The following is a 23,779-nucleotide window of genomic DNA, read 5'->3' as shown; positions in this document are numbered from 1 at the left end:
AGGTTACGGCGCTCTGGCTTAAAGGTAAAATTGATTATATATTTATAATTAATCTTTATAAGTGGTAAGTAACCCTTACCCCGACGGTGAAAATTTATGCATATCACATTACGGCAGCTCGAAGTTTTCGCCGAGGTGCTCAAGAGCGGTTCCACGACCCAGGCTTCGCAAATGCTGTCTTTATCGCAGTCGGCGGTCAGTGCTGCGCTGACCGACCTCGAAGGTCAACTCAGCGTTCAGCTTTTCGATCGCGTCGGTAAACGGCTGGTGGTGAATGAGCATGGCCGTTTGCTCTATCCCAGGGCGCTGGCGCTGCTGGAGCAGGCGACGGAAATTGAGCAACTGTTTCGTGAAGAAAATGGCGCAATTCGCGTGTACGCCAGCAGTACGATTGGCAATTACATCCTGCCGGAGATCATTGCCCACTATCGACGGGATTTTCCCCAGTTGCCGCTGGATATGAGCGTGGGCAACAGCCAGGACGTTATCAATGCGGTGGCCGATTTTCGTGTCGATATAGGTCTGATTGAAGGGCCTTGCCATACGGCTGAGATCATCGCTGAACCCTGGCTTGAGGATGAACTGGTGGTGTTCGCGCCGCCAGACTCACCGTTGTTGCAAGGGGAGGTCACGCTGGCGCGCCTGGCCGCTGCGCCGTGGATCCTGCGTGAGCGCGGCTCCGGTACCCGTGAGATTGTCGATTATCTGCTGCTGTCCCATCTGCCTGAGTTTCATCTCGGCATGGAGCTTGGCAATTCAGAAGCTATCAAACATGCCGTGCGCCACGGGCTTGGCATCAGTTGCCTGTCGCGGCGCGTGATCGCCGAACAGCTTGAAGCGGGTTCGTTGGTCGAAGTCCCTGTTCCCTTGCCTCGCCTGGTACGCACCCTGTGGCGCATTCACCACCGTCAAAAGCATCTTTCCAGTGCACTGAATCGCTTTTTGCGTTATTGCGACATTTGATTGCACCAGTAACAGGCAGTTGCACCATTCTGGTGTGCGACTGCCTGCTTTATCTCCTCTTTATGACCGCTTAACTGCCGCTATAGCGGGCCCGCTCGCGTTTTTATCTCGTTGGCACATTAGTTGCAAAAAGTGATTCAAAGAATCTTTTGTTTCATGAGCGATGAGGTGACGAGAATGAAGAAGTGGATGATGGCAGCAGCGGGTGCGGCATTAATAGTGTCCTGTGCAGGGCAGGCGATGGCCGATCAGCTCCAGGATATTCAAAAGCGCGGCGTGCTACGCGTGGCGGTACCGCAGGACTTCCCGCCGTTTGGCTCCGTGGGAACCGATCTCAAGCCGCAGGGCTACGATATCGACATGGCGGAGTATCTGGCCAAAGAGATGAAAGTGAAGGTAGAACTGGTGCCGGTAACCAGCGCTAACCGCGTCCCTTATCTGCAAACCAATAAAGTTGATCTGGTCATCTCCAGCCTCGGTAAGAATGCGGAGCGCGAAAAAGTGATCGACTTTAGCCGCGCCTATGCCCCGTTCTTCCTCGGCGTATTTGGACCGAAAGACGCCACTCTGGCAGACGCTGCCGCGCTGAGCGGTAAGTCGGTCGGCGTCACCCGTGGGGCGGTGGAAGACATGGTATTAAGCGATCTGGCCCCGAAAGATGCCGAGGTCAAACGCTACGAAGATAACAACACCACCATCTCTGCTTATCTTTCCGGCCAGGTGCAGTATATGGCGACGGGTAATGTGGTGGTGGCTGCGATTGCCCGCCAGAACCCGGAAAAAGCGCCGGTCAGCAAATTTATGCTTAAAGATTCCCCCTGCTTTATCGGGCTTAAGAAAAATGAGCCTGCGCTGAAAGCCGAAGTGGACAAGCTGATTGAACAGGCACTGAAAGACGGCACGCTCAACAACTTCTCGCAGAAATGGATGCAGGCGCCGCTGCCCGCCACCCTGGGCGTGTAAGGGTCTGGCATGACGACAACGCTTGATTTTGCCGCGCTGTGGCCGTTCTGGCCGCAGCTACTCGCGGGGCTTTGGACCACGGTAACCTTAACCATTCTGGCAACCATCGGCGGCGTGTCTCTTGGCATCCTGGGCGCGGCGCTGCGTAGCGGCAAGCCCACGCTGGCGAGCCATATCTGGGGCGCGTATGTCGAGCTTATTCGTAATACGCCGTTCGTGGTGCAGCTCTTTTTTATCGTTTTCGGTCTGCCTGGTCTGGGGCTGAAATTAACGGCAGGCGAGGCGGCGTTAATCGCCATGCTGGTTAACCTTGGGGCTTACAGTACGGAGATTATCCGCGCCGGGATCCAGGTGGCGCCAAAAGGACAGTGGGAAGCGGCGCGTGTGCTGGGGCTAACGAAAACGCAGACCTTTATTCGCGTGATCCTGCCGCCGTCGCTGCGGCGTATTTATCCGGCCCTGGTCAGCCAGTGCATTATCGTAATGCTCGGATCGTCGGTGGTCTCGCAGGTGTCCTATGAAGAGCTGACGTTTGCGGCAAACCTGATCCAGTCGCGTACGTTTTTAAGTTTTGAAGTTTATCTGGTCACCACATTGCTGTATCTGGCGCTTTCACTGTTGATGCGTCAGGTTTTGATGGCGGCGGGACGGAAGTGGTTGGGGAGCGAGAGTTGATGAGTACATTTACCGACTGGGATATTCTGCGCAACCTGTTGCTGGCGGCGCGCTGGACCTTGCTGTTGTCGCTGATCGCGTTTATCTGCGGCACGCTGGTGACATTGCCGCTGCTGGTATTACGTATCAGCCGCTGGCACTGGCCGAAATGTCTGATCAGCGCCTATGCCGCGCTTTTTCAGGGCACCCCGCTACTGATGCAGCTCTTTCTGGCTTTCTTCGGTATTGCCTTGTTCGGTATTGATGTTAGCCCGTGGACGGCGGCAACGCTGGCGCTGACGCTCTTTACCAGCGCGTTCCTGCTGGATATCTGGTACGGCAGTATTAAGGCGTTGCCGAAAGGGCAGTGGGAGGCCTGTCGCTGTCTGGGGTTGAGTTTTGGTCAGACACTGTTTCGGGTGATTGCGCCACAGGCTATTCGTATTGCCATTGCCCCGACGGTCGGCTTTTCCGTACAGGTGATTAAAGGGACGGCGTTGGCCTCGATCATCGGCTTTGTCGAACTGACCAAAGCGGGCACCATGCTGAATAATGTCACCTTCGCCCCTTTTAAAGTGTTTGGCCTGGTTGCCCTGGGCTATTTCCTGATGTGTTACCCGCTGTCGCGTTACAGCCGTTATCTGGAGAAGAAATTCCATGCCGCTCATCACCATTAATGACGTGCAAAAATACTATGGCGAGAACCATGTGCTCAAAGGCGTAAGCCTGGATATCGAAATGGGCGAAGTGGTGTCGATCATCGGGCGCAGCGGTTCCGGGAAAAGCACCTTGTTACGCTGCATGAATGGGCTTGAGGGCTACCAGGACGGCAGTATTAAACTCGGTGGGATGACGGTAACCGACCGGGAGTCGCAGGCGCGGGAAATCAGTCGCTCGGTGGGGATGGTGTTTCAGAGTTTTAACCTGTTTCCACACATGACCGCGCTGGAGAACGTGATGCTGGCACCGCGTCGGGTGCTGAAATTACCGGCGGATGAGTGCCGCAAGCTGGCGATTGAGATGCTGGAGAAGGTCGGTCTCGGTGAGCGCATCGATTATTACCCGTCGAATTTGTCAGGCGGGCAGCAGCAGCGCGTGGCGATTGCCCGTGCGCTGGCGATGAAACCCAAAGTATTGCTCTGCGATGAGATAACTTCGGCGCTGGATCCGGAGCTGGTGGGCGAGGTGTTACGTGTGCTGGAACAGCTTGCCGCCGAAGGGATGACCCTGATTCTGGTGACCCACGAGATGAGTTTTGCCCGCGAAGTGGGCGACCGGGTGGTGTTTATGCATCAGGGAAAAGTATGGGAGCAGGGCGAAAGTAAGTCGTTCTTTAGCCAGCCGCGTACCCCGGAGTTGCAGCAATTTATCGCCTCAGTGCGTGGACTGAATTAAGTCTTTGCGTTTTTCCCCTCACCTGGCCCTCTCTCCAAAAGGAGAGGGGAGGTTGCAGTTACGCCGCTCTGCGTGAGCTTTCAGCCTCTTTTCCCCCTCGCTCGCCAGATGTCGATTCCACTGCTTTACTTATAATCCACTGACGATCATGAAGGTCTCTAATAAAACGTTGATTGTGCCGGAAGGATGCCCTTTCGTTTGCTACAATCGCGCCTCATTTTTTAGATGGATAGCATTTTCTTATGGTTTCCGAAACTAAAACCACACAAGCGCCCACGCTTCGCCGTGAACTCAAGGCGCGTCACCTGACGATGATCGCCATTGGCGGATCAATCGGTACAGGGTTGTTTGTCGCATCAGGGGCGACGATTTCTCAGGCGGGCCCGGGCGGCGCGCTGTTCTCCTATATTCTTATTGGTCTGATGGTCTATTTCCTGATGACCAGCCTTGGCGAGCTGGCGGCGTATATGCCAGTGTCCGGCTCCTTCGCGACTTACGGTCAGCAATACGTTGAAGAAGGCTTTGGCTTCGCGCTGGGCTGGAACTATTGGTACAACTGGGCGGTGACCATCGCCGTTGACCTGGTGGCTTCGCAACTGGTGATGACCTGGTGGTTCCCGGATACGCCCGGCTGGATCTGGAGCGCCGTATTCCTGTGCGTGATCTTCCTGCTCAACTACATCTCCGTTAAAGGCTTTGGCGAAGCGGAATACTGGTTTTCGCTTATCAAAGTGACCACCGTTATCATCTTTATCGTCGTTGGCGTACTGATGATCGTCGGTATTTTCAAAGGCGACCAGCCGGCTGGCTGGAGCAACTGGCAGGTAGGCGACGCACCCTTTGCGGGCGGGCTATCGGCGATGATTGGCGTGGCGATGATTGTCGGCTTCTCCTTCCAGGGTACCGAGCTGATTGGTATTGCGGCAGGTGAGTCCGAAGATCCGGAGAAAAATATTCCGCGCGCGGTGCGTCAGGTGTTCTGGCGTATTCTGCTGTTCTATGTGTTCGCTATTCTGGTCATCAGCCTGATCATTCCTTATACCGATCCGAGCCTGCTGCGTAATGATGTGAAAGACATCAGCGTCAGCCCGTTCACCCTGGTATTTGAACATGCGGGTCTGTTGTCTGCGGCAGCGGTAATGAATGCCGTTATCCTCACGGCGGTACTGTCGGCGGGTAACTCCGGTATGTACGCGTCTACCCGCATGCTTTACACCCTGGCCTGCGATGGCAAAGCGCCGCGCATTTTCGCTAAACTGTCGAAAGGCGGCGTGCCGCGTAACGCCTTGTATGCCACCACCGTGATTGCGGGTCTGTGCTTCCTGACGTCGATGTTTGGCAACCAGACTGTTTACCTGTGGCTGCTGAACACCTCCGGCATGACCGGTTTTATCGCCTGGTTGGGTATTGCTATCAGCCATTACCGCTTCCGTCGTGGTTATGTCATGCAGGGGCACGATCTGAACAACCTGCCGTACCGTTCAGGTTTCTTCCCGCTGGGGCCGATCTTCGCTTTTCTGCTGTGCCTGATCATCACCCTGGGCCAGAACTATCAGGCCTTCCTGGCGGATACCATTGACTGGGGCGCCGTAGCGGCAACCTATATTGGTATTCCACTGTTCCTGATCATCTGGTTTGGTTACAAACTGTCGAAAGGCACCCACTTTGTAAGCTACAAAGATATGGTGTTCCCGGAGCGCTTTAAGAAATAACCGGCAGTTGTTCTGCGATGACCAATAAAAACGCCCCGGCAAATTACCGGGGCGTTTTTTGTTAAGCGTTATCAGAAGTTATAGGTTAAGCCAACGGTATAACGGCGGCCATCAAGGACCGTGTCATAGGTGTCGTAATCAATCTGCTTATCCAGCACGTTGTAAATCCCGGCGGAGACCAGCAAATTCTTATTCGCGTTGTAACGCAGACCCACATCCACCTGACTGTAAGATGGCGTACCCTGCGACATTGAGGTGCGGCTTAAGTATTCCGAGGTTTTGCCACGGAAGTTCAGGCGACCCCAAAGACCCACATCCTGCGTGGCCTGCCAGTCCAGCGTGGTGTTGATCATGTGTTTCGGCATTTTGTTAAGCGGCTTGCCGGAGAACTGACCGCTTTTCTGTTCTGACTCGGTAAAGGTGTAGTTGGCCGTCAGGTTAAGGTCGCGCGTGATGTTCCAGCCGAAGGTGGATTCAACGCCGCGCATATTGGCTTTATCAACGTTAACGCGATCGCTGACAAAATCGTAACTGACGCTGCCGATCGTACAGGCCGGATCGGCGCTGCTGTTGCACCGACGTACTTCGGTGATTTTATCCTTGAAGTCGGTGTTGAACAGCGTAATGCCCGCGTTGAGGGTGTCATTGTTATCCCACAGCAGGGCGATTTCTTCGCTCAGGCTTTTTTCCGGTTTCAGGTCGGGGTTGCCGACAATCATGCCATTCATGCGGCCACCGCCTGTCGCCTGTCCCCAGCTTGCGGAAGACTGACGCAGATCCGGGGCGCGATAACCTGCCGACACGCCGCCTTTAATCGTCCACTGGTCGGTCAGATGCCACACGCCGTAGCCGCGCGGTGTCCAGTTGGTGCCGTAGTTTTCATCTTTGTCCATGCGCAGGCCGCCAGTCAGCGTCACGCTGTCGAGCACCGCCCATTCATCTTCTGCAAATAACGCCCAGCTCCAGCGGGTGAGTTTATTCAGCCCGTCCGCCGCTTCCAGTTGATTGCCGTTATCGCGCAGTTTCTCATAGCGATACTGCCCGCCGACCGTCATGGTATGGCTGCCAAGGAAGATCTGGTTCTGGTTGTTGACGATGGTGTTATACGACTTCATCTGGCGACCCGGGTTATTGGTCTCTTCCTGCTGAATGTAGCTGGATGTGTTGAAGTCGCTGTAATAACCGCTGTGGGTTAACGAGTAAGTGGTGTGCTCGTAGCGGCTGTCACTTTTGCTGTTGGGCGTACAAACGTTGCCACGGCAGGTCTCCGCTGCCGAAGACATACCTGGCGTACTGTTGCGATCCTGCAACTCGCGGGCAATATCCAGGTCGAAATCGTTTTTATCATCCGGGGTGAAATTGAACGTCACGCCACCGTTGCGCAGGCGCTGCTCGTTATAGCCGTTGAGGATTTTATCTTCCGCGCGACGGGATAATAGCCCGCTCACTTTCGCGCCCAGTAGCCCGTCAATCAGTGGGCCGGAAGCGGAAGCGTTGGTCTGGAAGAGATCGCCGGAATCACTGTTTTCCTGGAAAGTGGCATCGCCATGCACAGAGCCCGTCCAGCCTTTGGTATTGGATACTTTTTTGGTGATGACGTTAATCACACCGCCCATTGCGTCAGAACCGTACAGTGATGACATCGGGCCGCGGATCACTTCAATACGCTCAATGGATTCCAGTGGCGGCAGCCAGCCCTGTTCGATACCGGCGTTATCACTGTTGGGGCGCGTACCGCGTGTGCTGATTCGTTTGCCATCGACCAAAAAGAGGGTGTATTGCGAAGCCATGCCGCGAATGCTGATATCACTGCTGCTGCCACCGCCGGTCACCACCACACCCGGAACATCTTTCAACGCGTCGGTGACATCCCGGTACGCTTTATCTTCAAGCTGCTGTTTAGAAATAACCGAAATAGAAGCCGGGGCGTTCTGGATTTTCTGTTCAAACCCGGTAGCGGAGACGACGACGGTGTCTTCTCCAGCCGCAAGGAGTGCCGGGGGGAAGGTGGCAGCGCAGACGGCAACTGCCAGCAATTTAGCGCGAGGTAAAGTCATTTTGTCATTCCGTTTAAATGAATAAAGCTCCATCGGGCAATACCATGAAGACTATAAGTGTTTGTCTTTTAAGAACTCTGGTGATGGAGAAGCGGAAGGATTGTGGATAAAAAGAGAATTTATGTAAATACAACTGATAATTGAAATTATTTGCATTTGTTTTTTTTGATGAGGGGAAATCTAGTTTTTTCAGCGGGATAGCGGAAAATGTAAGGAATCGTAAAGAGGAGGGCATCGCCCTCCGGTGATTATTTCAGCAGATATTGCGCGTGGAAACGCAGGTGGTCTTCAATAAACGAGGCCATAAAGTAATAGCTGTGATCATAACCAGGCTGAACACGAAGCGTGAGCGGCCAGCCGGTCTGGCGGGCGGCCTCAGCCAGACGGGCGGGCTGTAGCTGTTCTGCGAGGAATTGATCGGCATCGCCCTGATCGATAAGCGTCGGGATCGCATCTTTATTTTGACTGGCCAGCATCAGCGCGCAGCTATCCCAGGCCTGCCAGGTTGAGATGTCGTTGCCCAGATAAGCGCTAAAGGCTTTCTGTCCCCAGGGGACCTGTGCCGGGTTTACAATCGGCGCAAACGCAGAAACGCTGGTAAAGCGCCCCGGGTTTTTCAGTGCCATGATCAGTGCGCCGTGGCCACCCATCGAATGACCGCTGATGGCGCAACGTTCGCTGACGGTAAATTGTGATTGAATCAACGCGGGCAGTTCATCGCGCAGATAGTCATACATGCGGTAATGCGCCGCCCACGGTTGTTCGGTGGCGTTGAGATAAAAGCCCGCGCCTTTGCCCAGATCATAGCCATCGGCGTCGGCAACGTCATCGCCGCGCGGACTGGTATCCGGCATTACCAGAACAATCCCCAGCTCAGCCGCAACGCGTTGCGCGCCGGCTTTGGTGGTGAAGTTTTCATCGGTACAGGTCAGGCCCGACAGCCAGTACAGCACCGGAGGGGGTGTTGTTGTCTTCGTGGGCGGTAAAAAAATGCTGAATGTCATGGTGCAATTCAGCACGGTGGAGTCGTGCCGCCAGCGTTGTTGGCGCCCCTCAAAACAGCGGTGCTCTTCAAGCAATTCCATGCAAGGCTCCTTGATTATTTGTTAACAGTTAAAGCGTGACGATCACTCATAATACAGATAATTCATGCGTCTGTGAGTAACTTTCACTTTCACCTCGCTGCATCATAATGCATCATAAATTTTACTTTTTTTTAACGTCAGAGGTTTTCATGGCGCTACGCATTGCGCTCTGTGGCTTTATCGTACTGGTGGTGGCAATGGGAATAGGGCGCTTTGCCTTCACGCCCCAGGTGCCGCTGATGATTCGCGATGGACAACTGACGTTAACCAGTGCCGGACTGGTCGCCGCGATGAATTATCTCGGTTATTTACTGGGAGCGTGGGATGCGATGCGCGCCAGTAAACATATCGAGATGCGTCTGTATCTTGGCGTTGCGGGGGCTGTTGCGCTGACCTTTCTTTCGGCGCTGGCGGATAACGCCATTGCACACGGCGCGCTGCGTCTGGTGATTGGTGCGATGAGCGGCTGGGCGATGGTGCTTACCGCAGCCTGGACGAACGAGCGTCTGGCGCATTACGCCCGTCCGGGTTTGAGTGCCGCCGTATTTGCCGGGCCGGGGGCGGGCATCGCCCTGAGCGGCCTGCTGGCGGTGGTTATTCAGTCGCGCGCGCTCTCCTCAACGGCAGCCTGGCAGGTCTACGGCGTACTGGCTCTGGTGCTGGTGGTATTGATCGCCCGCTATTTGCCGCATCCGGGTCAGTTACATCGTTCCGGCGTTCAGCCAGAACCGCTGCATTTGACAACGGATCTGAAACGACTGGTCTGGAGCTATAGCCTGGCGGGGTTTGGCTACATCTTACCTGCGACCTTTCTTTCGCAAATGGCGGCGCTGCGCTTTCCCGGTAGCCTCTTTGCGCAGTTTGTCTGGCCAGTATTTGGTGCTGCCGCAGTTGTCGGGATTGGGCTGAGTATTGCCCTGCGTCATGTGGGCCATAGCCATCAGCGGCTGGCGATTGTGCTGTGGCTACAAGGGTTGGGTGTGGTGGCCTCTTGCGTATTGCCGGGGATAGGGGGACTGGTCATGGGCGCGCTATTGGTCGGCGGGGGTTTTCTGTGTGCGGTGCAGTTATCGCTGCTGTATGGCCGCGAACTGGCGCCGAATCATACCCGGTATATGGCGGGTTTGCTCACCACCGGCTATGCCGTCGGGCAATTGATTGGGCCGATGACGTCTGCGCTCTCCACCTGGCTTACGCAGCGGCTGGAACCCGCACTAGTGCTGGCCGGGCTGGCGCTGCTGCTCGGCGGGATTTTGGTCTGGAAACGTTCGGCGTGAAAGGTACGAGCAATTTCATTAATTATCACCGTGAATACTGGATTCTGTGCGCGACCTCACGCACAATGATTGCTCGCTTCGCCCGTCGCACGGCGAAGATGCCACACCTGCAGGAGAATAAAAAATGTCATCACTCAGTAAAGAAGCGGCTCTCGTTCATGAGGCCCTGGTTGCCCGTGGCCTTGAAACCCCGTTGCGCCCGCCTGTCGACATGGATAACGAAACCCGTAAACGCCTGATAGCCGGTCATATGACCGAGATTATGCAGCTCCTTAATCTCGATCTGAATGATGACAGCCTGATGGAAACTCCACATCGCATCGCCAAAATGTACGTTGATGAAATTTTCTCGGGACTGGATTATGCCAATTTCCCGAAAATTACCGTCATCGAAAATAAAATGAAAGTGGATGAGATGGTGACGGTGCGTGATATTACGCTGACCAGCACCTGTGAACACCACTTTGTCACTATCGATGGGAAAGCGACCGTCGCTTATATTCCCAAAGAGTCGGTGATTGGTCTGTCGAAAATTAACCGTATTGTGCAGTTCTTTGCCCAACGTCCACAGGTGCAGGAACGTTTGACGCAGCAGATCCTGACGGCGCTGCAAACGCTGCTGGGTACCAATAATGTGGCGGTGTCCATTGACGCGGTACATTACTGTGTGAAAGCACGTGGCATTCGTGATGCTACCAGCGCCACTACCACGACGTCACTGGGCGGGCTGTTTAAGTCCAGCCAGAATACTCGCCAGGAGTTCCTGCGCGCAGTACGTCACCATAACTAATTAGCCCGGAGAGCTGGATACATGGAGAGAAATGTCACGCTGGATTTTGTTCGTGGCATTGCCATTCTCGGTATCCTGCTCCTGAATATCACCGCTTTTGGACTGCCAAAGGCGGCCTATCTTAATCCCGCCTGGGCTGGCAGCATCACCTTAAGCGATGCCTGGACATGGGCGCTGCTCGACCTGTTTGCGCAGGTGAAATTCCTCTCCCTGTTTGCGCTTCTCTTTGGCGCGGGCCTGCAAATGCTCTTGCCACGCGGCAAGCGCTGGATCCAGTCACGCTTAACGTTACTGGTGCTGCTGGGTTTTATTCATGCGCTGGTCTTCTGGGATGGCGATATTTTGCTGGCTTATGGGCTGATTGGGCTTATCAGTTGGCGCATGATTCGCGATGCGCAAAGTGTAAAAGCGTTGTTTAACACCGGGCTGGCGCTGTATTTGATTGGCATTGTGGTGTTGCTGTTGCTGGGGGTTATCTCCGGTAGCGCGCCCAACCGTTCATGGCTACCTGGACCGGCCAATATCCAGTATGAAGTCTGGTGGAAAACAACGGGCAGCGTGATGGAGGCCATCAGTAATCGTGCTGATATGCTCTCCAGCGGTCTGCTGGCGCTGGGGGCGCAGTATGGCTGGGAGTTGGCCGGGCTGATGTTGCTGGGCGCAGCGCTGATGCGTAGCGGCTGGCTGAAAGGGCAGTTCAGCCTGGGGCACTATCGCCGTACGGGATGCTTTTTGATAGCGCTTGGCGTAGCGATAAACCTGCCGGCTATTATTGCCCAATGGCAACTTGACTGGGCATATCGCTGGTGCGCGTTTATCCTGCAAGCGCCGCGTGAGCTGGGCGCACCCATACAGGTGCTGGGTTATACCGCGCTTATCTTTGGTTTCTGGCCGCAACTGTGCCACTGGAGACTGGTTAATGCTGTGGCCCGCGTTGGGCGGATGGCACTGAGCAATTACCTGCTGCAAACGCTCATTTGTACCACGCTGTTTTATCGTTTCGGCCTGGTGATGAAGTTTGATCGCTTGCAACTGCTGGCTTTCGTCCCACCGGTCTGGGCCGTCAATATTCTCTTCTCTGTTCTCTGGCTGCGCCAGTTCCGTCAGGGGCCGATGGAGTGGTTGTGGCGGCAATTAACCGCGCGTGCTGCGGGGACATCATTGCCGCGCACATCCAGATAACGATCTGGATCACAATCATTAACAAAATGGATGTAACCGTTTCCATTGATGTGATGCCACTCACGCAGCAACCTCTCGCCGACTGAGAGAATAGCCTCCTTGCTAAACAGGGGGTATCTGTGAGCTGCCGTAATCAACATAAAGGTTGGTCAATATGATCACCATTCGTGATGTGGCCCGTCAGGCAGGCGTTTCCGTCGCGACGGTTTCCCGTGTGCTGAATAACAGTGCGCTGGTCAGTCAGGAAACGCGGGAGGCTGTGATGAAGGCGGTGGCGCAACTGGGCTATCGCCCGAATGCCAACGCACAGGCACTGGCCACGCAGATCAGCGACACCATCGGTGTGGTGGTGATGGACGTCTCCGACGCCTTCTTTGGCGCGCTGGTGAAAGCGGTGGATACCGTGGCGCAGCAGCATCAGAAATATGTGCTCATCGGCAACAGTTACCACGAAGCGGAAAAAGAGCGCCACGCTATTGAGGTGCTAATACGTCAACGATGTAACGCATTGATTGTTCATTCAAAAGCGCTAAGCGATGAAGAACTCGCCGGGTTTATGGAACAGATCCCTGGCATGGTGGTGATCAATCGCGTGGTGCCGGGTTACATCCACCGTTGTGTCTCACTCGATAACGTCAGCGGTGCGGTGATGGCCACCCGCATGCTGCTTAATCACGGACATCAACGCATAGGCTATCTCGCCTCCAGCCATCAGATTGAAGATAACGACATGCGCCGTGAGGGCTGGGTTAAAGCGCTTGCGGAGCAGGGCATTGCCGCGCCGGATGCCTGGGTGGGTATGGGTTCACCGGATATGCAGGGCGGGGAAGCGGCTATGGTGGAACTCCTGAGCCGCAATCAGCAGCTTACGGCGGTGTTTGCCTATAACGACAGCATGGCCGCCGGGGCGTTAACGGCGCTGAAAGATAATGGCATTGCGGTGCCACCGCATCTTTCTCTCATTGGTTTCGATGATATCCCGATTGCCCGTTATACCGATCCGCAATTGACGACGGTGCGTTACCCCATTGCGTCAATGGCCCGTCTGGCTACGGAACTGGCGCTGATGGGGGCTGCGGGCAAGCTCGATCCTGAGGCTACGCACTGCTTTATGCCAACGCTGGTACGCCGTCATTCTGTCGCTTCACGTCAATCTGTGGCAACGATCACTAACTTATGATGTTTGTTGATGTAACCGTTTTCAATCTGTGAGTAAATTCACAGTATCTTAACAAGGCGGTGACTATGATGTCAGCGTTTTAGAAGCTGAAACACGATGTAACGGTGATTATTCATTTTCACTGAGTCATTCAGCCTGAAGCATCGAAGAAAGCGCATTATTGGAGCGTTACCGAACACGGAAGAACGAATTTTTTGAGTGAACTTCGGCGAACAGTAACGTTTCATTAACTTGCTGCCCCGCCGACCATTATTCGCATGAACTACCCTGCATAAAAAAACCGGAGATACCATGAATAAGAAGGTGTTGACTCTGTCTGCTGTTATGGCAAGCATGCTTTTTGGCGCAGCCGCACATGCAGCTGATACCCGTATTGGTGTGACCATCTATAAATATGACGACAACTTCATGTCAGTTGTCCGTAAAGCCATCGAGAAAGACGCCAAAGAAGCTTCTGGCGTACAGCTGCTGATGAACGACTCCCAGAACGACCAGTCCAAACAGAACGACCAGATTGACGTTCTGCTGGCGAAAGGCGTTAAAGCCCTGGCAATCAACCTGGTTGACCCGGCTGCTGCAGGCACCGTTATCGAAAAAGCACGTGGTCAGAACATTCCGGTTGTGTTCTTCAACAAAGAGCCTTCTCGCAAAGCGCTGGATAGTTACGACAAAGCTTATTATGTGGGTACCGACTCCAAAGAATCCGGCATCATTCAGGGCGACCTGATTGCCAAACACTGGGCTGACAATAAAAACTGGGATCTGAACAAAGACGGTCAAATTCAGTACGTTCTGCTGAAAGGCGAACCAGGTCACCCGGATGCTGAAGCACGTACCACTTACGTTATCAAAGAGCTGAATGACAAAGGCATCAAAACTGAGCAACTGCAGTTAGATACCGCAATGTGGGATACCGCTCAGGCGAAAGACAAAATGGACGCATGGCTGTCCGGCCCGAACGCCAACAAAATTGAAGTCGTGATCGCGAACAACGATGCGATGGCGATGGGTGCGGTTGAAGCGCTGAAAGCGCACAACAAATCTTCCATCCCGGTATTCGGCGTGGATGCGCTGCCAGAAGCACTGGCACTGGTTAAATCTGGCGCAATGGCCGGTACCGTGCTGAACGATGCCAACAACCAGGCGAAAGCAACCTTCGATCTGGCGAAAAACCTGGCAGATGGTAAAGGCGCAGCTGACGGCACCAACTGGAAAATTGAGAACAAAATTGTTCGTATTCCTTACGTTGGTGTAGATCAGGGCAATCTGTCTCAGTTCATCGGTAAATAATTCGTTTTAAGCATGTTCTCACCGGGCGCAACAATAATAGTTGCGCCCTTATAATACGATATGCCAGGCCAACAAGGTACAATTATGGTCAGCAATAATACTCAGTCGTCCGGTGAATTCTTGTTGGAAATGAGCAATATCAACAAGTCTTTTCCAGGGGTAAAGGCTCTCGATAATGTTAATTTAAAAGTGCGTCCGCACTCAATCCATGCATTAATGGGTGAAAATGGCGCCGGTAAATCGACATTATTAAAATGCCTTTTTGGGATATACCAGAAAGATTCCGGTAGCATTCTTTTTCAGGGAAAAGAAATCGATTTCCATTCTGCTAAAGAAGCGCTGGAAAATGGTATCTCAATGGTTCACCAGGAACTTAACCTGGTGTTGCAGCGTTCTGTAATGGACAACATGTGGTTAGGTCGCTACCCAACCAAAGGCGTGTTTGTCGATCAGGACAAAATGTACCGTGATACAAAAGCCATCTTTGATGAGCTGGATATTGATATTGATCCGCGTGCGCGTGTCGGTACATTATCTGTTTCGCAAATGCAGATGATCGAAATTGCAAAAGCGTTCTCATACGATGCCAAAATTGTCATCATGGACGAACCAACTTCTTCGCTGACCGAAAAAGAAGTTAATCATCTTTTCAAAATTATCCGTAAGCTGAAAGATCGCGGCTGCGGTATTGTTTATATTTCCCATAAGATGGAAGAAATCTTCCAACTGTGCGATGAAATTACGATCCTGCGTGATGGTCAGTGGATTGCGACCCAGCCGCTCGAAGGGCTGGATATGGACAAGATCATTGCGATGATGGTGGGGCGTTCGCTCAACCAACGTTTCCCGGATCGCCAGAACACGCCGGGTGAGACGATTCTCGAAGTACGTAATCTGACCTCATTGCGTCAGCCGTCAATCCGCGATATCTCCTTTGATCTGCGTAAAGGTGAGATTCTTGGTATTGCTGGTCTGGTTGGTGCGAAGCGTACCGATATCGTAGAAACATTATTTGGTATTCGTGAAAAAGCCACGGGTACAATTAAGCTACACGGCAAAAATATTAATAACCACAATGCGAATGAAGCCATCAATAATGGTTTCGCACTGGTTACCGAAGAGCGTCGCTCTACCGGGATTTACGCTTACCTGGATATCGGATTTAACTCGCTTATTTCCAATATTCAGAACTATAAAAATAAAGTCGGTCTGCTGGATAATTCCCGTATGAAAAGCGATACCCAATGGGTTATTGACTCCATGCGCGTGAAAACACCCGGCCACCGTACCCAAATTGGATCGCTTTCCGGTGGTAACCAACAGAAAGTGATTATTGGTCGCTGGTTGTTAACCCAACCAGAAATCTTAATGCTTGACGAACCCACTCGTGGTATTGACGTTGGGGCGAAGTTCGAGATATATCAGCTGATTGCGGAGCTGGCGAAGAAAAACAAGGGGATTATTATTATCTCCTCTGAAATGCCTGAATTGTTGGGTATCACTGACCGTATTCTGGTTATGAGCAATGGTCTCGTTGCCGGAATTGTTGACACTAAAACGACAACGCAAAACGAAATACTCCGTCTTGCGTCTTTGCACCTTTAAGATCAGGGGCTCCTCATGAGTGCGTTAAATAAAAAAACTTTTCTCACTTATCTGAAAGACGGCGGTATTTACGTTGTTCTTTTAGTGTTACTGGCGATTATTATTTTCCAGGATCCTACGTTCTTAAGTCTGCTGAACTTAAGTAACATTCTGACCCAGTCTTCCGTGCGTATTATCATCGCACTGGGCGTAGCCGGGCTGATTGTGACACAGGGTACTGACCTGTCCGCAGGGCGCCAGGTGGGCCTGGCGGCCGTAGTGGCGGCGACCTTGTTGCAGTCGATGGAAAACGTCAACAAAGTGTTCCCGGAAATGCACACGATGCCGATCATCGCGGTCATCGGCATTGTCTGTGTGATCGGTGCGGTCATCGGCCTGGTGAACGGTATTATCATCGCTTACCTCAACGTGACGCCTTTTATCACCACATTGGGTACCATGATCATCGTGTACGGTATCAACTCCCTGTACTACGACTTCGTGGGTGCATCGCCGATTTCCGGCTTTGACAGCGGTTTCTCCACTTTCACTCAGGGCTTCATCGCGTTAGGCTCTTTCCGCCTGTCCTACATCACTTTCTATGCGCTGATTGCCGTCGCCTTCGTTTGGGTGTTGTGGAACAAAACGCGCTTTGGCAAAAACATTTTCGCTATCGGTGGTAACCCGGAAGCGGCGAAAGTGTCTGGTGTTAACGTTGCGCTGAACCTGCTGATGATCTATGCCCTGTCTGGTGTGTTCTATGCGTTCGGTGGGATGCTGGAAGCCGGTCGTATCGGCTCGGCAACCAACAACCTCGGCTTTATGTACGAACTTGATGCTATCGCAGCGTGTGTGGTTGGCGGCGTCTCCTTTAGCGGCGGGGTAGGTACGGTTCTGGGCGTGGTGACCGGTGTAATCATCTTCACCGTTATCAACTACGGTCTGACCTATATCGGTATCAACCCGTACTGGCAGTATATCATTAAGGGCGGCATCATCATCTTCGCGGTGGCGCTGGACTCCCTGAAATACGCGCGTAAGAAATAATTTGCGCTTGTCCGGCGGGTGTTACCGCCGGTGTTTGAGAAAACCCCATCAATATATTGATGGGGTTTTTTATTGAAAGTACAGAAGTTGCACTTTATAGTATATGTACGGTTTATATCCGTACATATACTCAAGTCTGCATTTATGCCAATGGCATTAAAAACGTAATAAATGCTGGCTGCCAGCATCGAGCTATCAGGAGTACATCATGCCAGCACTCAAAAAACAGCGTATCGACCTCCGTCTCACTGATGATGATAAGACCATCATCGAAGAAGCGGCGGCACTGTCTAATCAGACCATTACACAGTTTATGGTCTCGAGTGCCTCGCAGCGGGCAGCAGAAGTCATTGAGCAGCATCGTCGTCTGATACTCGATGAAGAATCATGGAATTTGGTGATGGATGCTATCAGTTGTCCTCCTCAACCGAATGAGAAACTCAAACAAGCGACAAAGCGTCTACGTGACATGGAGTGAGAGGTGGCTGAGCTGACTATCTCGATTTTTTCAGAAGAGGTTGAATACGACCTCTCAGGATTCGATTGCGGTGAAACCACGCTGAATACTTTCCTCACCGATCACCTCGCCCGACAACATCGCGGGCGCATTTTGCGCGCCTATTTGCTGACGACTCCGGATCCAAAACCGAAAGTTGTTGGTTATTACACATTGTCCGGTAGTTGTTTTGAAAAAGAAGCGCTTCCTTCACGGACGCAACAGAAAAAAGTCCCTTACACTAACGTGCCCAGTGTTACCCTTGGTCGTCTGGCCATCCATAAAGATTTACAGGGTAAAGAGTGGGGGGCAATACTTGTTGCCCATGCGATGAAAGTCACTTACCTCGCTTCGCAGGCTGTCGGAATTCATGGGATCTTTGTTGATGCTCTTAATGATAAAGCGAAGCAATTTTATCTTAAGCTCGGTTTTATCGCGTTGGTTGGCAACAATACGCATTCACTTTTCTATCCAACACGTGCCATAGAAATGCTATTTGCCGACGAATCAATATAAACATTCCCTCTTAAAAATAATGCTGATAATCCTTTTCAGTTTTTTGTGAGTTATATGGATGATTCCATATTAGCCATTGTAGCCCGGACAAGGCGTTAATACCGCATCCGGGAATTTCCGCCACCACTATTTTGATAGCGCATCGGCGGCGCAAATCAGTGCCAGATGGCTCAACCCTTGCGGCACGTTGCCGCGCCATTCGCCGCTGCGCACATCGAACATCTCATTAAACGTCTCCACATTGCCCTTATCGCAGAGCGTCTCAAGAATGGTGTCCATACAGTGCCGGGCGCGGGGTTTATCTCCCATCTCCGCCAGCGCCTCCACCATCCAGAACGAACAGGCGACAAAGGTGCTCTCCTCCTGCTCGACACCGCTGTAGCGATAGAGCATGGGTTCGCCATGCCCCAGTTCGTCCATAATGGCGTTGAGGGTTGAACGCATGCGCTGCGGATTACAGTGCTTACCATAATGCCAGGCAAGACAGAGCGAGGCGTCGAGCCGATCGCTACCGGCATAAAAGGTATACGCTTGCTTTTTCTCCGACCAGCAATGCGCCTCGACCCACGCCTGAATACGCGCTTTTTCGCGATCCCAACGGGCCACCCAGGTTGCCTCCAGATGCCCCTCGCGCGCCAGATGGGCGGCAATATCCAGTGTTATCCAGCAGGTGATTTTAGAGTGAGTATAGTGTTGTAGATCGTGCAGTTCCCAGATGCCGGAGTCCGCCTGCTTCCAGATATCGGCGCAGGTATTCGCCAGCGAGGCGAGCAGCCGGGCGGTGGTGAGATCCAGGACGTGTCCGGCGCGGACAAACAGCAGAGCGGTAGCCAGCAGATCGCCATACATACTGAGTTGTTGCTGGTCACGTGCGTTGTTGCCTATGCGCACCGGGTGTGAGTTCTTATAGCCGCTTAATGGCGGGTAGCTTTCCGCCGGAACGATACCACCATCAAGGGTATAACAAACACGGACTTTGCCGTCATGGCGCATGATGGTGTTGGTAAGCCACGAGAAGGCCGCCTTGCACTCCTCCAGCGCACCGATAACGGTAAAAGCACGGATGATCATGCAGGCATCTCGCGTCCAGGCGTAACGGTAGTCATAGTTTTTCTCGCCGCCGATGCCTTCCGGCAGCGATGTGGTCGGTGCCGCCGCCAGAGCGCCGGTCGGGGAATAGAGCAGGAACTTTAGCGCCAGCGCCGAACGTGTCACGTGCTCAGGGAACATACCTTTATAGGTCAGGCTTTCGCACCATAACTGCCAGACGTGGTCGGAGATATCAATATGGCCGTCAATTTTTTCAAGAGAGGGTACGGCGAGCGGCTCTTTATGGCTGACCAGCAACGCCACCAGTGAACGCACACCTTCGTGGGCGACAAAGGTTCCCTCTATCGCGTGGTCGTCGAAATGGGTGACGGTGACATCACTAGATGTCCGCAGCATCGCCATTAAATCGCCAATATGGATAACCTGGCCTTTGTCTGTGTCCTGAATCCAGGGAGAGCGGGTACAGGCCGCTGTACCCGGCACAAATATCACCCGCAGTTCAACTTCGCCTTTAATGCCTTCAATACGTCTTGCCAGTTCACACCAGGGCAGGCGTCCGGCGTAATTGCTGTTGAGGGATTCGGTCAACACCACGCTACCGGATGCTGTCTCATAGAAGGTTTCCAGCACATTGCTGTTTTCCCGGTAGCGGCGATCAACACGATAATCGCCGGTGGGCTCAATCTGAAAATAACCGCCGCTGGCGGCGTCCAGAATGCGATCAAAGAGCGGCGGGGAGTCCATATTGGGGGCGCACCACCAGTCAATTGCGCCGTCGGGGGCGATTAACGCCACCGAGCGGCCATCGCCAATGGCGGCGTAATCGCCCAGTCCCGCATAGCCATCATGACGCGGCGGATGAGAGTATGACTCGTTCTTCATCTTTTCTCCTGGCTTTCAGCTATGGCGCTAACGTGCCGCCATGAAATTGAGCATCAGGATTAAGCGTAACCAGGAATAACAGGATCGCCGGGGAATTACCTGTCTTTTCATCAGGCTGATTAATGATAGCTGATGGTGTACTCCAGTTTACCGATGGCATTGCCTCCAGTGATGGTGTTTTCAGTTTGTATATAACGGGCGTAAAGAGGCACGGTAATAGTGCTCGAACCATCGTTGGGCAAGCTGTAAGAGTATGCAGAATCGAGGTTAATTTTACCGCTGTCCGCTTCGCTGCGAGAAAGCTGAATGCCTATGCCGGTGGCAGCAGATGTGCCGCTGGCAATAGACATAATGCCTTCGGCAGCATTGAGTTTGCCGTCGAGTGGGGTAAGGGTAATATCTGCTGCATTACTGGTTAATGCTTTAACTGGCACATTTTCCGTACCATTGAAGGTGGCAACGGACGTTGTAGTGTTACCGTAAAACCAGCCACAGTTGTTAAGGTGTATACTGGCATCTTTCCACGCGGTGCCTGTGCCAGGGCCCGAAAAATCGGAAGTATGGTATGACCCCATCTTCACCGTCATTGACTGGCTGCCCGTGGTGATATTGCAGGTGGGTGTTGTCACCTTCAGACTGCCGCTGATATTGATCTCGTATATCCCGACCATGCTGCCTTCCTGCCCCAAGCTATATAACGCAGTAGGAAGATTTGACGCCGAAATCGTTCCCCCGGTGACCGAATCCGCGGTTTTGACCAATTGAAAAAATGAGTCGGCACCCCATAGCCCTGTGGCCGATGACATATAGCAATTTCTAGCGTCTGTACATCCTGTTGTGGGGGTGATGGTAGGAAACTTAGCTTTATCTGCTGCATTCAAGAAAACGATACCAAGCCCATTGATACCCGTTTTATAGATCTTCGAGCCAGTTGACGTTTCTCCCATTGGTAAAGTTTTATATTCACGTTTATAAACAAATAATCCGTCCTTGTCACAGCCAATCCGCAATTTATCGGCACCGGATCTAATGGTTATACGCTGGCGATACACCGTTGCACCCACCGCGGTTCCCGGCGGAACAGAAATCGAGCTGATGGCCAGTGGGACGGTCATTTTTTTGATACTATTGGCTGGATAATCAGCGGTGGGGGCAAATGCACAGGCTGCTATAGCATTAGCGCTAAATAGGCATAACAGCAAAACGGATAGAATTAATTTTCCTTTATGATACATCACTTCATCCCTTAAATTCAGTGCCTGACTAATTAAGCAGGATAAAACGCAACGCTCGCGAGGATTAGAAATTATATCTTGGTGGGAAAATTCTTATCTACGATAAGACCAAATATTAATGGAATATGCAATAAGAAAACAGTCGCGAAATATTACTTCGTTACCACTTTATTAATACATATAGCTGGAATACGGGCAGGCCGAAACCTGCCCGGATAAGTTACAGCGTCCCGGTTCCGCCGTCAGAACACCAGACCTGACCAGAGGAATAGGAACTCTCATCGGAGGCAAAGAGCACATACAAGGGGGCAATTTCCACGGGTTGGCCCGGGCGGCCAAGCGGCGCGGATGCACCAAATTGTTTCACTTTTTCCTCGGGTTGACCGCCGCTTGATTGCAGCACGGTCCAGTATGGCCCTGGCGCAACGGCGTTGACGCGAATACCTTTTGAGCCAAGTTGCTGCGCCAGCGCTTTGGTAAATGCGACCCCACAGGCTTTTGTCTGCGCGTAGTCCAGCAGAATAGGGCTGGGCTGATAAGCCTGAACCGAGGTGGTATTGATAATCACCGCTCCTTCCTGCAAATGAGGGATGGCTGCTTTGGTTATCCAGAACGGCGCATACACATTCGTTTTGAAGGTGGCATCAAAGGCTTCGGTGGTGAGATCCTCAATGGATTCGCAGTACTGTTGGCGTCCGGCATTGTTGACCAGAATCTCCAATCCTCCCAGTTCCCGGACGGCGCTTGCGACGAGTTGCTGGCAAAATGCTTCGTCGCGGACATCGCCAGGTAACGCGACTGCTTTTCGTCCTTCCGCGGTGATTAAGGCGATCACCGCTTCGGCATCGGATTGCTCCTCAGGTAAATAATTAATCGCCACGTCTGCCCCTTCACGGGCAAAAGCGATAGCAACGGCACGGCCGATACCTGAATCACCACCGGTAATTAATGCGCGTTTACCTGCCAGCCTTCCCGATCCGATATAACTTGTTTCCCCATGATCGGGAATAGGTTTCATCTCGGAAGCCAACCCTGGCGGCTGCTGTGGCTGCGCCGGAAAAGGAGGCCGTGGGTAATGAAGATGTTTCTTATCCGCAGGTGACATAATTATTTTCCTCTTTTGTAAACCAGAATTTTAAGGTAGACCTTAATATTCATTCGCGCTATCAGAACAGAAATAACGAAACGTTTTTTTTAATTTTTATACAAACGGAGCGCGCCATTTTTCTTATTTTTTGTGAAAGCTAAAACTAGCGAAGCGGCTATTTCTCTTAAGCGATTCGTCAAGGATATATCTTCCGGTTGTCCTTTTTTTGAACATGAAGGTAACAAATTGTTAACTGATAACCCTCTGTTGAATAACATATATTCAGAATTTACTTAGGTTGGTAATTAATAAAACCGGTGATATTGCGGATGGAATAACAAATTCACTTTTGCGTTAAAAGTTCACCTATTCTCTGTTGTTAATTTTTTCATTTCGGTGCTACGCTCTTTGAGTCACAACATTCACAAGGAGATTAGGATGAACAATGAATCAGCATTTCCTGCATTTCCCGTTAATGGATGGCAGGTGGGAGCAGTGGAAGATTTGAATGGCGTGGTTATTCGTTTTGGTTACAGTACTTCCCCTTATGCGCCGGGCGGTTCAACGTTCGAGTCGCAGTTTTTTAGTCTGACGCCGGAGAAGGTTAAAAGCCTCATTTACGACCTCCAGGTTAGTCTGCATAAGTATGAAGAAAAAGTTGCCTGATACCCCTCAGTTTATGAATGATTAACATTGCAGCAGCTGTGGCTCATTGCAGTCTGCTGCCTATTATTGTTAGGTACCTTACTATTATATTTCGTTAATCGTACTACATAATAGTTAAGTGCCGCTACGTTAACACTTAAGCCAATTCTTAATGTTGGCGTATTGCCTGCTTCTTACGCTATATATTATAGGTGAGCAATCCATTGTGATGCTGAACTGGAGCGCCTATGAATGTTGTGTATTTTAAAGTTGATCACCCGCCGCACGAAAGACAAACCACTGTTCACTACTATTTAAAATCCGTGCAACTACTACGGGATAATGCTGTTGTTGCCGATCTTGGTGACCTGAAAATAACCAATTTGCCTGCCTGGTTTTATACCGTTATACCCACAGGATTCAGTAAAATTGAATTTTCAATGCAAAATAGATCGCAATTGCGTATTGAATGTTATGCAGGTTACTTACGGACTGGCGAGTATATTGTCTCAACGCCCGGTGGCGAAATCACATTGCCATTTAACGCCCTCTCAGGGCTTTGGACGCTGAATAAGCAAGGACAAGTCTATATCGACCATCAAGAATTTATGGCGCGCAATTATTCGCTAATTCGTCCTGCCAAAATACCCGCGCGTGGTGTATCTGTGTTTTGATGTGGGGTAGAGAGA

General features: G+C 52.0%; 22 protein-coding genes. 17 read left to right on the top strand and 5 right to left on the bottom strand.

The window, feature by feature from the left end:
- The first annotated feature begins 96 nt into the window (after window positions 1–96).
- The 6 genes from yieE to ABIB59_RS03310 all read left to right on the top strand — a co-directional run bounded on the left by yieE (window position 97) and on the right by ABIB59_RS03310 (window position 5,687).
- On the top strand, window positions 97–963 hold the full coding sequence (gene yieE, locus ABIB59_RS03335; protein WP_039079964.1) for a DNA-binding transcriptional regulator YeiE: 867 nt from the start codon (window positions 97–99) through the stop codon (window positions 961–963).
- A 177-nt stretch (window positions 964–1,140) separates the two neighbouring features.
- On the top strand, window positions 1,141–1,926 hold the full coding sequence (locus ABIB59_RS03330; RefSeq protein WP_039079965.1) for a transporter substrate-binding domain-containing protein: 786 nt from the start codon (window positions 1,141–1,143) through the stop codon (window positions 1,924–1,926).
- 9 nt (window positions 1,927–1,935) lie between these two features.
- Window positions 1,936–2,601: an amino acid ABC transporter permease gene (locus ABIB59_RS03325; protein ID WP_039079966.1), complete on the top strand. Its 666-nt coding sequence runs from the start codon at window positions 1,936–1,938 to the stop codon at window positions 2,599–2,601.
- A complete protein-coding gene (locus ABIB59_RS03320; protein WP_354034005.1) occupies window positions 2,601–3,257 on the top strand; it encodes an amino acid ABC transporter permease in 657 nt (218 codons plus the stop codon). The genes ABIB59_RS03325 and ABIB59_RS03320 overlap by 1 nt, the downstream gene beginning before the upstream one ends.
- On the top strand, window positions 3,238–3,975 hold the full coding sequence (locus ABIB59_RS03315; RefSeq protein WP_039079968.1) for an amino acid ABC transporter ATP-binding protein: 738 nt from the start codon (window positions 3,238–3,240) through the stop codon (window positions 3,973–3,975). Before ABIB59_RS03320 ends, ABIB59_RS03315 begins: the two co-directional genes overlap by 20 nt.
- Window positions 3,976–4,217: 242 nt before the next feature.
- Window positions 4,218–5,687 carry an amino acid permease gene (locus ABIB59_RS03310; protein WP_354034002.1) on the top strand — a complete coding sequence of 490 codons (1,470 nt, stop codon included), beginning with the start codon at window positions 4,218–4,220 and terminating at the stop codon, window positions 5,685–5,687.
- 71 nt (window positions 5,688–5,758) lie between these two features.
- Here the strand turns inward: ABIB59_RS03310 and ABIB59_RS03305 are convergent, their stop codons facing one another.
- Window positions 5,759–7,744 carry a ligand-gated channel protein gene (locus ABIB59_RS03305; RefSeq protein ID WP_039079984.1) on the bottom strand — a complete coding sequence of 662 codons (1,986 nt, stop codon included), beginning with the start codon at window positions 7,742–7,744 and terminating at the stop codon, window positions 5,759–5,761.
- Between the two features lie 248 nt (window positions 7,745–7,992).
- The gene (gene fghA / locus ABIB59_RS03300; RefSeq protein WP_039079971.1) at window positions 7,993–8,829 is read right to left on the bottom strand and encodes an S-formylglutathione hydrolase; all 837 of its coding nucleotides are present in this window, start codon (window positions 8,827–8,829) and stop codon (window positions 7,993–7,995) included.
- Window positions 8,830–8,978: 149 nt separating this feature from the next.
- Here fghA and ABIB59_RS03295 point away from each other — a divergent pair, with 149 nt between their 5' ends.
- The 9 genes from ABIB59_RS03295 (at window position 8,979) to ABIB59_RS03255 (ending at window position 18,191) form a co-directional block, all read left to right on the top strand.
- Complete coding sequence (locus ABIB59_RS03295) at window positions 8,979–10,106, top strand: YbfB/YjiJ family MFS transporter (RefSeq protein WP_071195760.1); 1,128 nt, start codon at window positions 8,979–8,981, stop codon at window positions 10,104–10,106.
- A 124-nt stretch (window positions 10,107–10,230) separates the two neighbouring features.
- Window positions 10,231–10,896, top strand: coding sequence for a GTP cyclohydrolase I FolE (gene folE, locus ABIB59_RS03290; protein ID WP_039079972.1), 666 nt, complete (start codon window positions 10,231–10,233; stop codon window positions 10,894–10,896).
- Window positions 10,897–10,917: 21 nt separating this feature from the next.
- A complete protein-coding gene (gene yeiB / locus ABIB59_RS03285; RefSeq protein WP_079496288.1) occupies window positions 10,918–12,078 on the top strand; it encodes a DUF418 domain-containing protein YeiB in 1,161 nt (386 codons plus the stop codon).
- 154 nt (window positions 12,079–12,232) lie between these two features.
- The gene (galS, locus tag ABIB59_RS03280) at window positions 12,233–13,258 is read left to right on the top strand and encodes an HTH-type transcriptional regulator GalS (RefSeq protein ID WP_079496289.1); all 1,026 of its coding nucleotides are present in this window, start codon (window positions 12,233–12,235) and stop codon (window positions 13,256–13,258) included.
- A gap of 291 nt (window positions 13,259–13,549) precedes the next feature.
- Complete coding sequence (mglB, locus tag ABIB59_RS03275; protein WP_039079975.1) at window positions 13,550–14,548, top strand: galactose/glucose ABC transporter substrate-binding protein MglB; 999 nt, start codon at window positions 13,550–13,552, stop codon at window positions 14,546–14,548.
- A gap of 84 nt (window positions 14,549–14,632) precedes the next feature.
- Complete coding sequence (gene mglA, locus ABIB59_RS03270; protein WP_039079976.1) at window positions 14,633–16,153, top strand: galactose/methyl galactoside ABC transporter ATP-binding protein MglA; 1,521 nt, start codon at window positions 14,633–14,635, stop codon at window positions 16,151–16,153.
- Between the two features lie 15 nt (window positions 16,154–16,168).
- Window positions 16,169–17,179: a galactose/methyl galactoside ABC transporter permease MglC gene (gene mglC / locus ABIB59_RS03265; RefSeq protein WP_039079977.1), complete on the top strand. Its 1,011-nt coding sequence runs from the start codon at window positions 16,169–16,171 to the stop codon at window positions 17,177–17,179.
- Window positions 17,180–17,387: 208 nt separating this feature from the next.
- The gene (locus ABIB59_RS03260) at window positions 17,388–17,657 is read left to right on the top strand and encodes a type II toxin-antitoxin system TacA family antitoxin (protein ID WP_079496290.1); all 270 of its coding nucleotides are present in this window, start codon (window positions 17,388–17,390) and stop codon (window positions 17,655–17,657) included.
- Between the two features lie 3 nt (window positions 17,658–17,660).
- Entirely contained in the window at window positions 17,661–18,191 is a 531-nt protein-coding gene (locus tag ABIB59_RS03255; RefSeq protein WP_079496291.1) for a GNAT family N-acetyltransferase, read from the top strand.
- Between the two features lie 126 nt (window positions 18,192–18,317).
- Here ABIB59_RS03255 and ABIB59_RS03250 read toward each other — a convergent pair whose 3' ends face one another.
- The 3 genes from ABIB59_RS03250 to ABIB59_RS03240 form a co-directional block, all read right to left on the bottom strand.
- Complete coding sequence (locus ABIB59_RS03250) at window positions 18,318–20,123, bottom strand: glycoside hydrolase family 15 protein (protein ID WP_354033997.1); 1,806 nt, start codon at window positions 20,121–20,123, stop codon at window positions 18,318–18,320.
- A gap of 119 nt (window positions 20,124–20,242) precedes the next feature.
- Entirely contained in the window at window positions 20,243–21,358 is a 1,116-nt protein-coding gene (locus ABIB59_RS03245) for a fimbrial protein (RefSeq protein WP_334748734.1), read from the bottom strand.
- Between the two features lie 220 nt (window positions 21,359–21,578).
- Window positions 21,579–22,463, bottom strand: a complete 885-nt coding sequence (locus tag ABIB59_RS03240) for an SDR family oxidoreductase (RefSeq protein WP_041852032.1) — start codon at window positions 22,461–22,463, stop codon at window positions 21,579–21,581.
- Window positions 22,464–22,883: 420 nt separating this feature from the next.
- On the opposite strand from ABIB59_RS03240, the gene ABIB59_RS03235 reads away from it, so the two are divergent.
- Together ABIB59_RS03235 and ABIB59_RS03230 are read left to right on the top strand one after the other, a co-directional pair.
- A complete protein-coding gene (locus ABIB59_RS03235) occupies window positions 22,884–23,111 on the top strand; it encodes a BssS family protein (protein WP_041852031.1) in 228 nt (75 codons plus the stop codon).
- A 227-nt stretch (window positions 23,112–23,338) separates the two neighbouring features.
- Window positions 23,339–23,764, top strand: coding sequence for a hypothetical protein (locus ABIB59_RS03230; RefSeq protein ID WP_041852030.1), 426 nt, complete (start codon window positions 23,339–23,341; stop codon window positions 23,762–23,764).
- Window positions 23,765–23,779: the final 15 nt, after the last annotated feature.

Source organism: Citrobacter sp. UYEF32 (assembly GCF_040546205.1).
Taxonomy (GTDB): domain Bacteria; phylum Pseudomonadota; class Gammaproteobacteria; order Enterobacterales; family Enterobacteriaceae; genus Phytobacter; species Phytobacter diazotrophicus.
Note: the sequence above shows the minus strand (reverse complement) of the source record. Positions and strands in the feature narration are given on the sequence as shown.

What these genes read in the sequence shown, in the direction of transcription:
- yieE (WP_039079964.1), top strand. Translation starts at nt 97, where the DNA reads ATGCATATCACATTACGGCAGCTCGAAGTTTTCGCCGAGGTGCTCAAG.
- ABIB59_RS03330 (WP_039079965.1), top strand. Translation starts at nt 1,141, where the DNA reads ATGAAGAAGTGGATGATGGCAGCAGCGGGTGCGGCATTAATAGTGTCC.
- ABIB59_RS03325 (WP_039079966.1), top strand. Translation starts at nt 1,936, where the DNA reads ATGACGACAACGCTTGATTTTGCCGCGCTGTGGCCGTTCTGGCCGCAG.
- ABIB59_RS03320 (WP_354034005.1), top strand. Translation starts at nt 2,601, where the DNA reads ATGAGTACATTTACCGACTGGGATATTCTGCGCAACCTGTTGCTGGCG.
- ABIB59_RS03315 (WP_039079968.1), top strand. Translation starts at nt 3,238, where the DNA reads ATGCCGCTCATCACCATTAATGACGTGCAAAAATACTATGGCGAGAAC.
- ABIB59_RS03310 (WP_354034002.1), top strand. Translation starts at nt 4,218, where the DNA reads ATGGTTTCCGAAACTAAAACCACACAAGCGCCCACGCTTCGCCGTGAA.
- ABIB59_RS03305 (WP_039079984.1), bottom strand. Translation starts at nt 7,744, where the DNA reads ATGACTTTACCTCGCGCTAAATTGCTGGCAGTTGCCGTCTGCGCTGCC.
- fghA (WP_039079971.1), bottom strand. Translation starts at nt 8,829, where the DNA reads ATGGAATTGCTTGAAGAGCACCGCTGTTTTGAGGGGCGCCAACAACGC.
- ABIB59_RS03295 (WP_071195760.1), top strand. Translation starts at nt 8,979, where the DNA reads ATGGCGCTACGCATTGCGCTCTGTGGCTTTATCGTACTGGTGGTGGCA.
- folE (WP_039079972.1), top strand. Translation starts at nt 10,231, where the DNA reads ATGTCATCACTCAGTAAAGAAGCGGCTCTCGTTCATGAGGCCCTGGTT.
- yeiB (WP_079496288.1), top strand. Translation starts at nt 10,918, where the DNA reads ATGGAGAGAAATGTCACGCTGGATTTTGTTCGTGGCATTGCCATTCTC.
- galS (WP_079496289.1), top strand. Translation starts at nt 12,233, where the DNA reads ATGATCACCATTCGTGATGTGGCCCGTCAGGCAGGCGTTTCCGTCGCG.
- mglB (WP_039079975.1), top strand. Translation starts at nt 13,550, where the DNA reads ATGAATAAGAAGGTGTTGACTCTGTCTGCTGTTATGGCAAGCATGCTT.
- mglA (WP_039079976.1), top strand. Translation starts at nt 14,633, where the DNA reads ATGGTCAGCAATAATACTCAGTCGTCCGGTGAATTCTTGTTGGAAATG.
- mglC (WP_039079977.1), top strand. Translation starts at nt 16,169, where the DNA reads ATGAGTGCGTTAAATAAAAAAACTTTTCTCACTTATCTGAAAGACGGC.
- ABIB59_RS03260 (WP_079496290.1), top strand. Translation starts at nt 17,388, where the DNA reads ATGCCAGCACTCAAAAAACAGCGTATCGACCTCCGTCTCACTGATGAT.
- ABIB59_RS03250 (WP_354033997.1), bottom strand. Translation starts at nt 20,123, where the DNA reads ATGAAGAACGAGTCATACTCTCATCCGCCGCGTCATGATGGCTATGCG.
- ABIB59_RS03245 (WP_334748734.1), bottom strand. Translation starts at nt 21,358, where the DNA reads ATGTATCATAAAGGAAAATTAATTCTATCCGTTTTGCTGTTATGCCTA.
- ABIB59_RS03240 (WP_041852032.1), bottom strand. Translation starts at nt 22,463, where the DNA reads ATGTCACCTGCGGATAAGAAACATCTTCATTACCCACGGCCTCCTTTT.
- ABIB59_RS03235 (WP_041852031.1), top strand. Translation starts at nt 22,884, where the DNA reads ATGAACAATGAATCAGCATTTCCTGCATTTCCCGTTAATGGATGGCAG.
- ABIB59_RS03230 (WP_041852030.1), top strand. Translation starts at nt 23,339, where the DNA reads ATGAATGTTGTGTATTTTAAAGTTGATCACCCGCCGCACGAAAGACAA.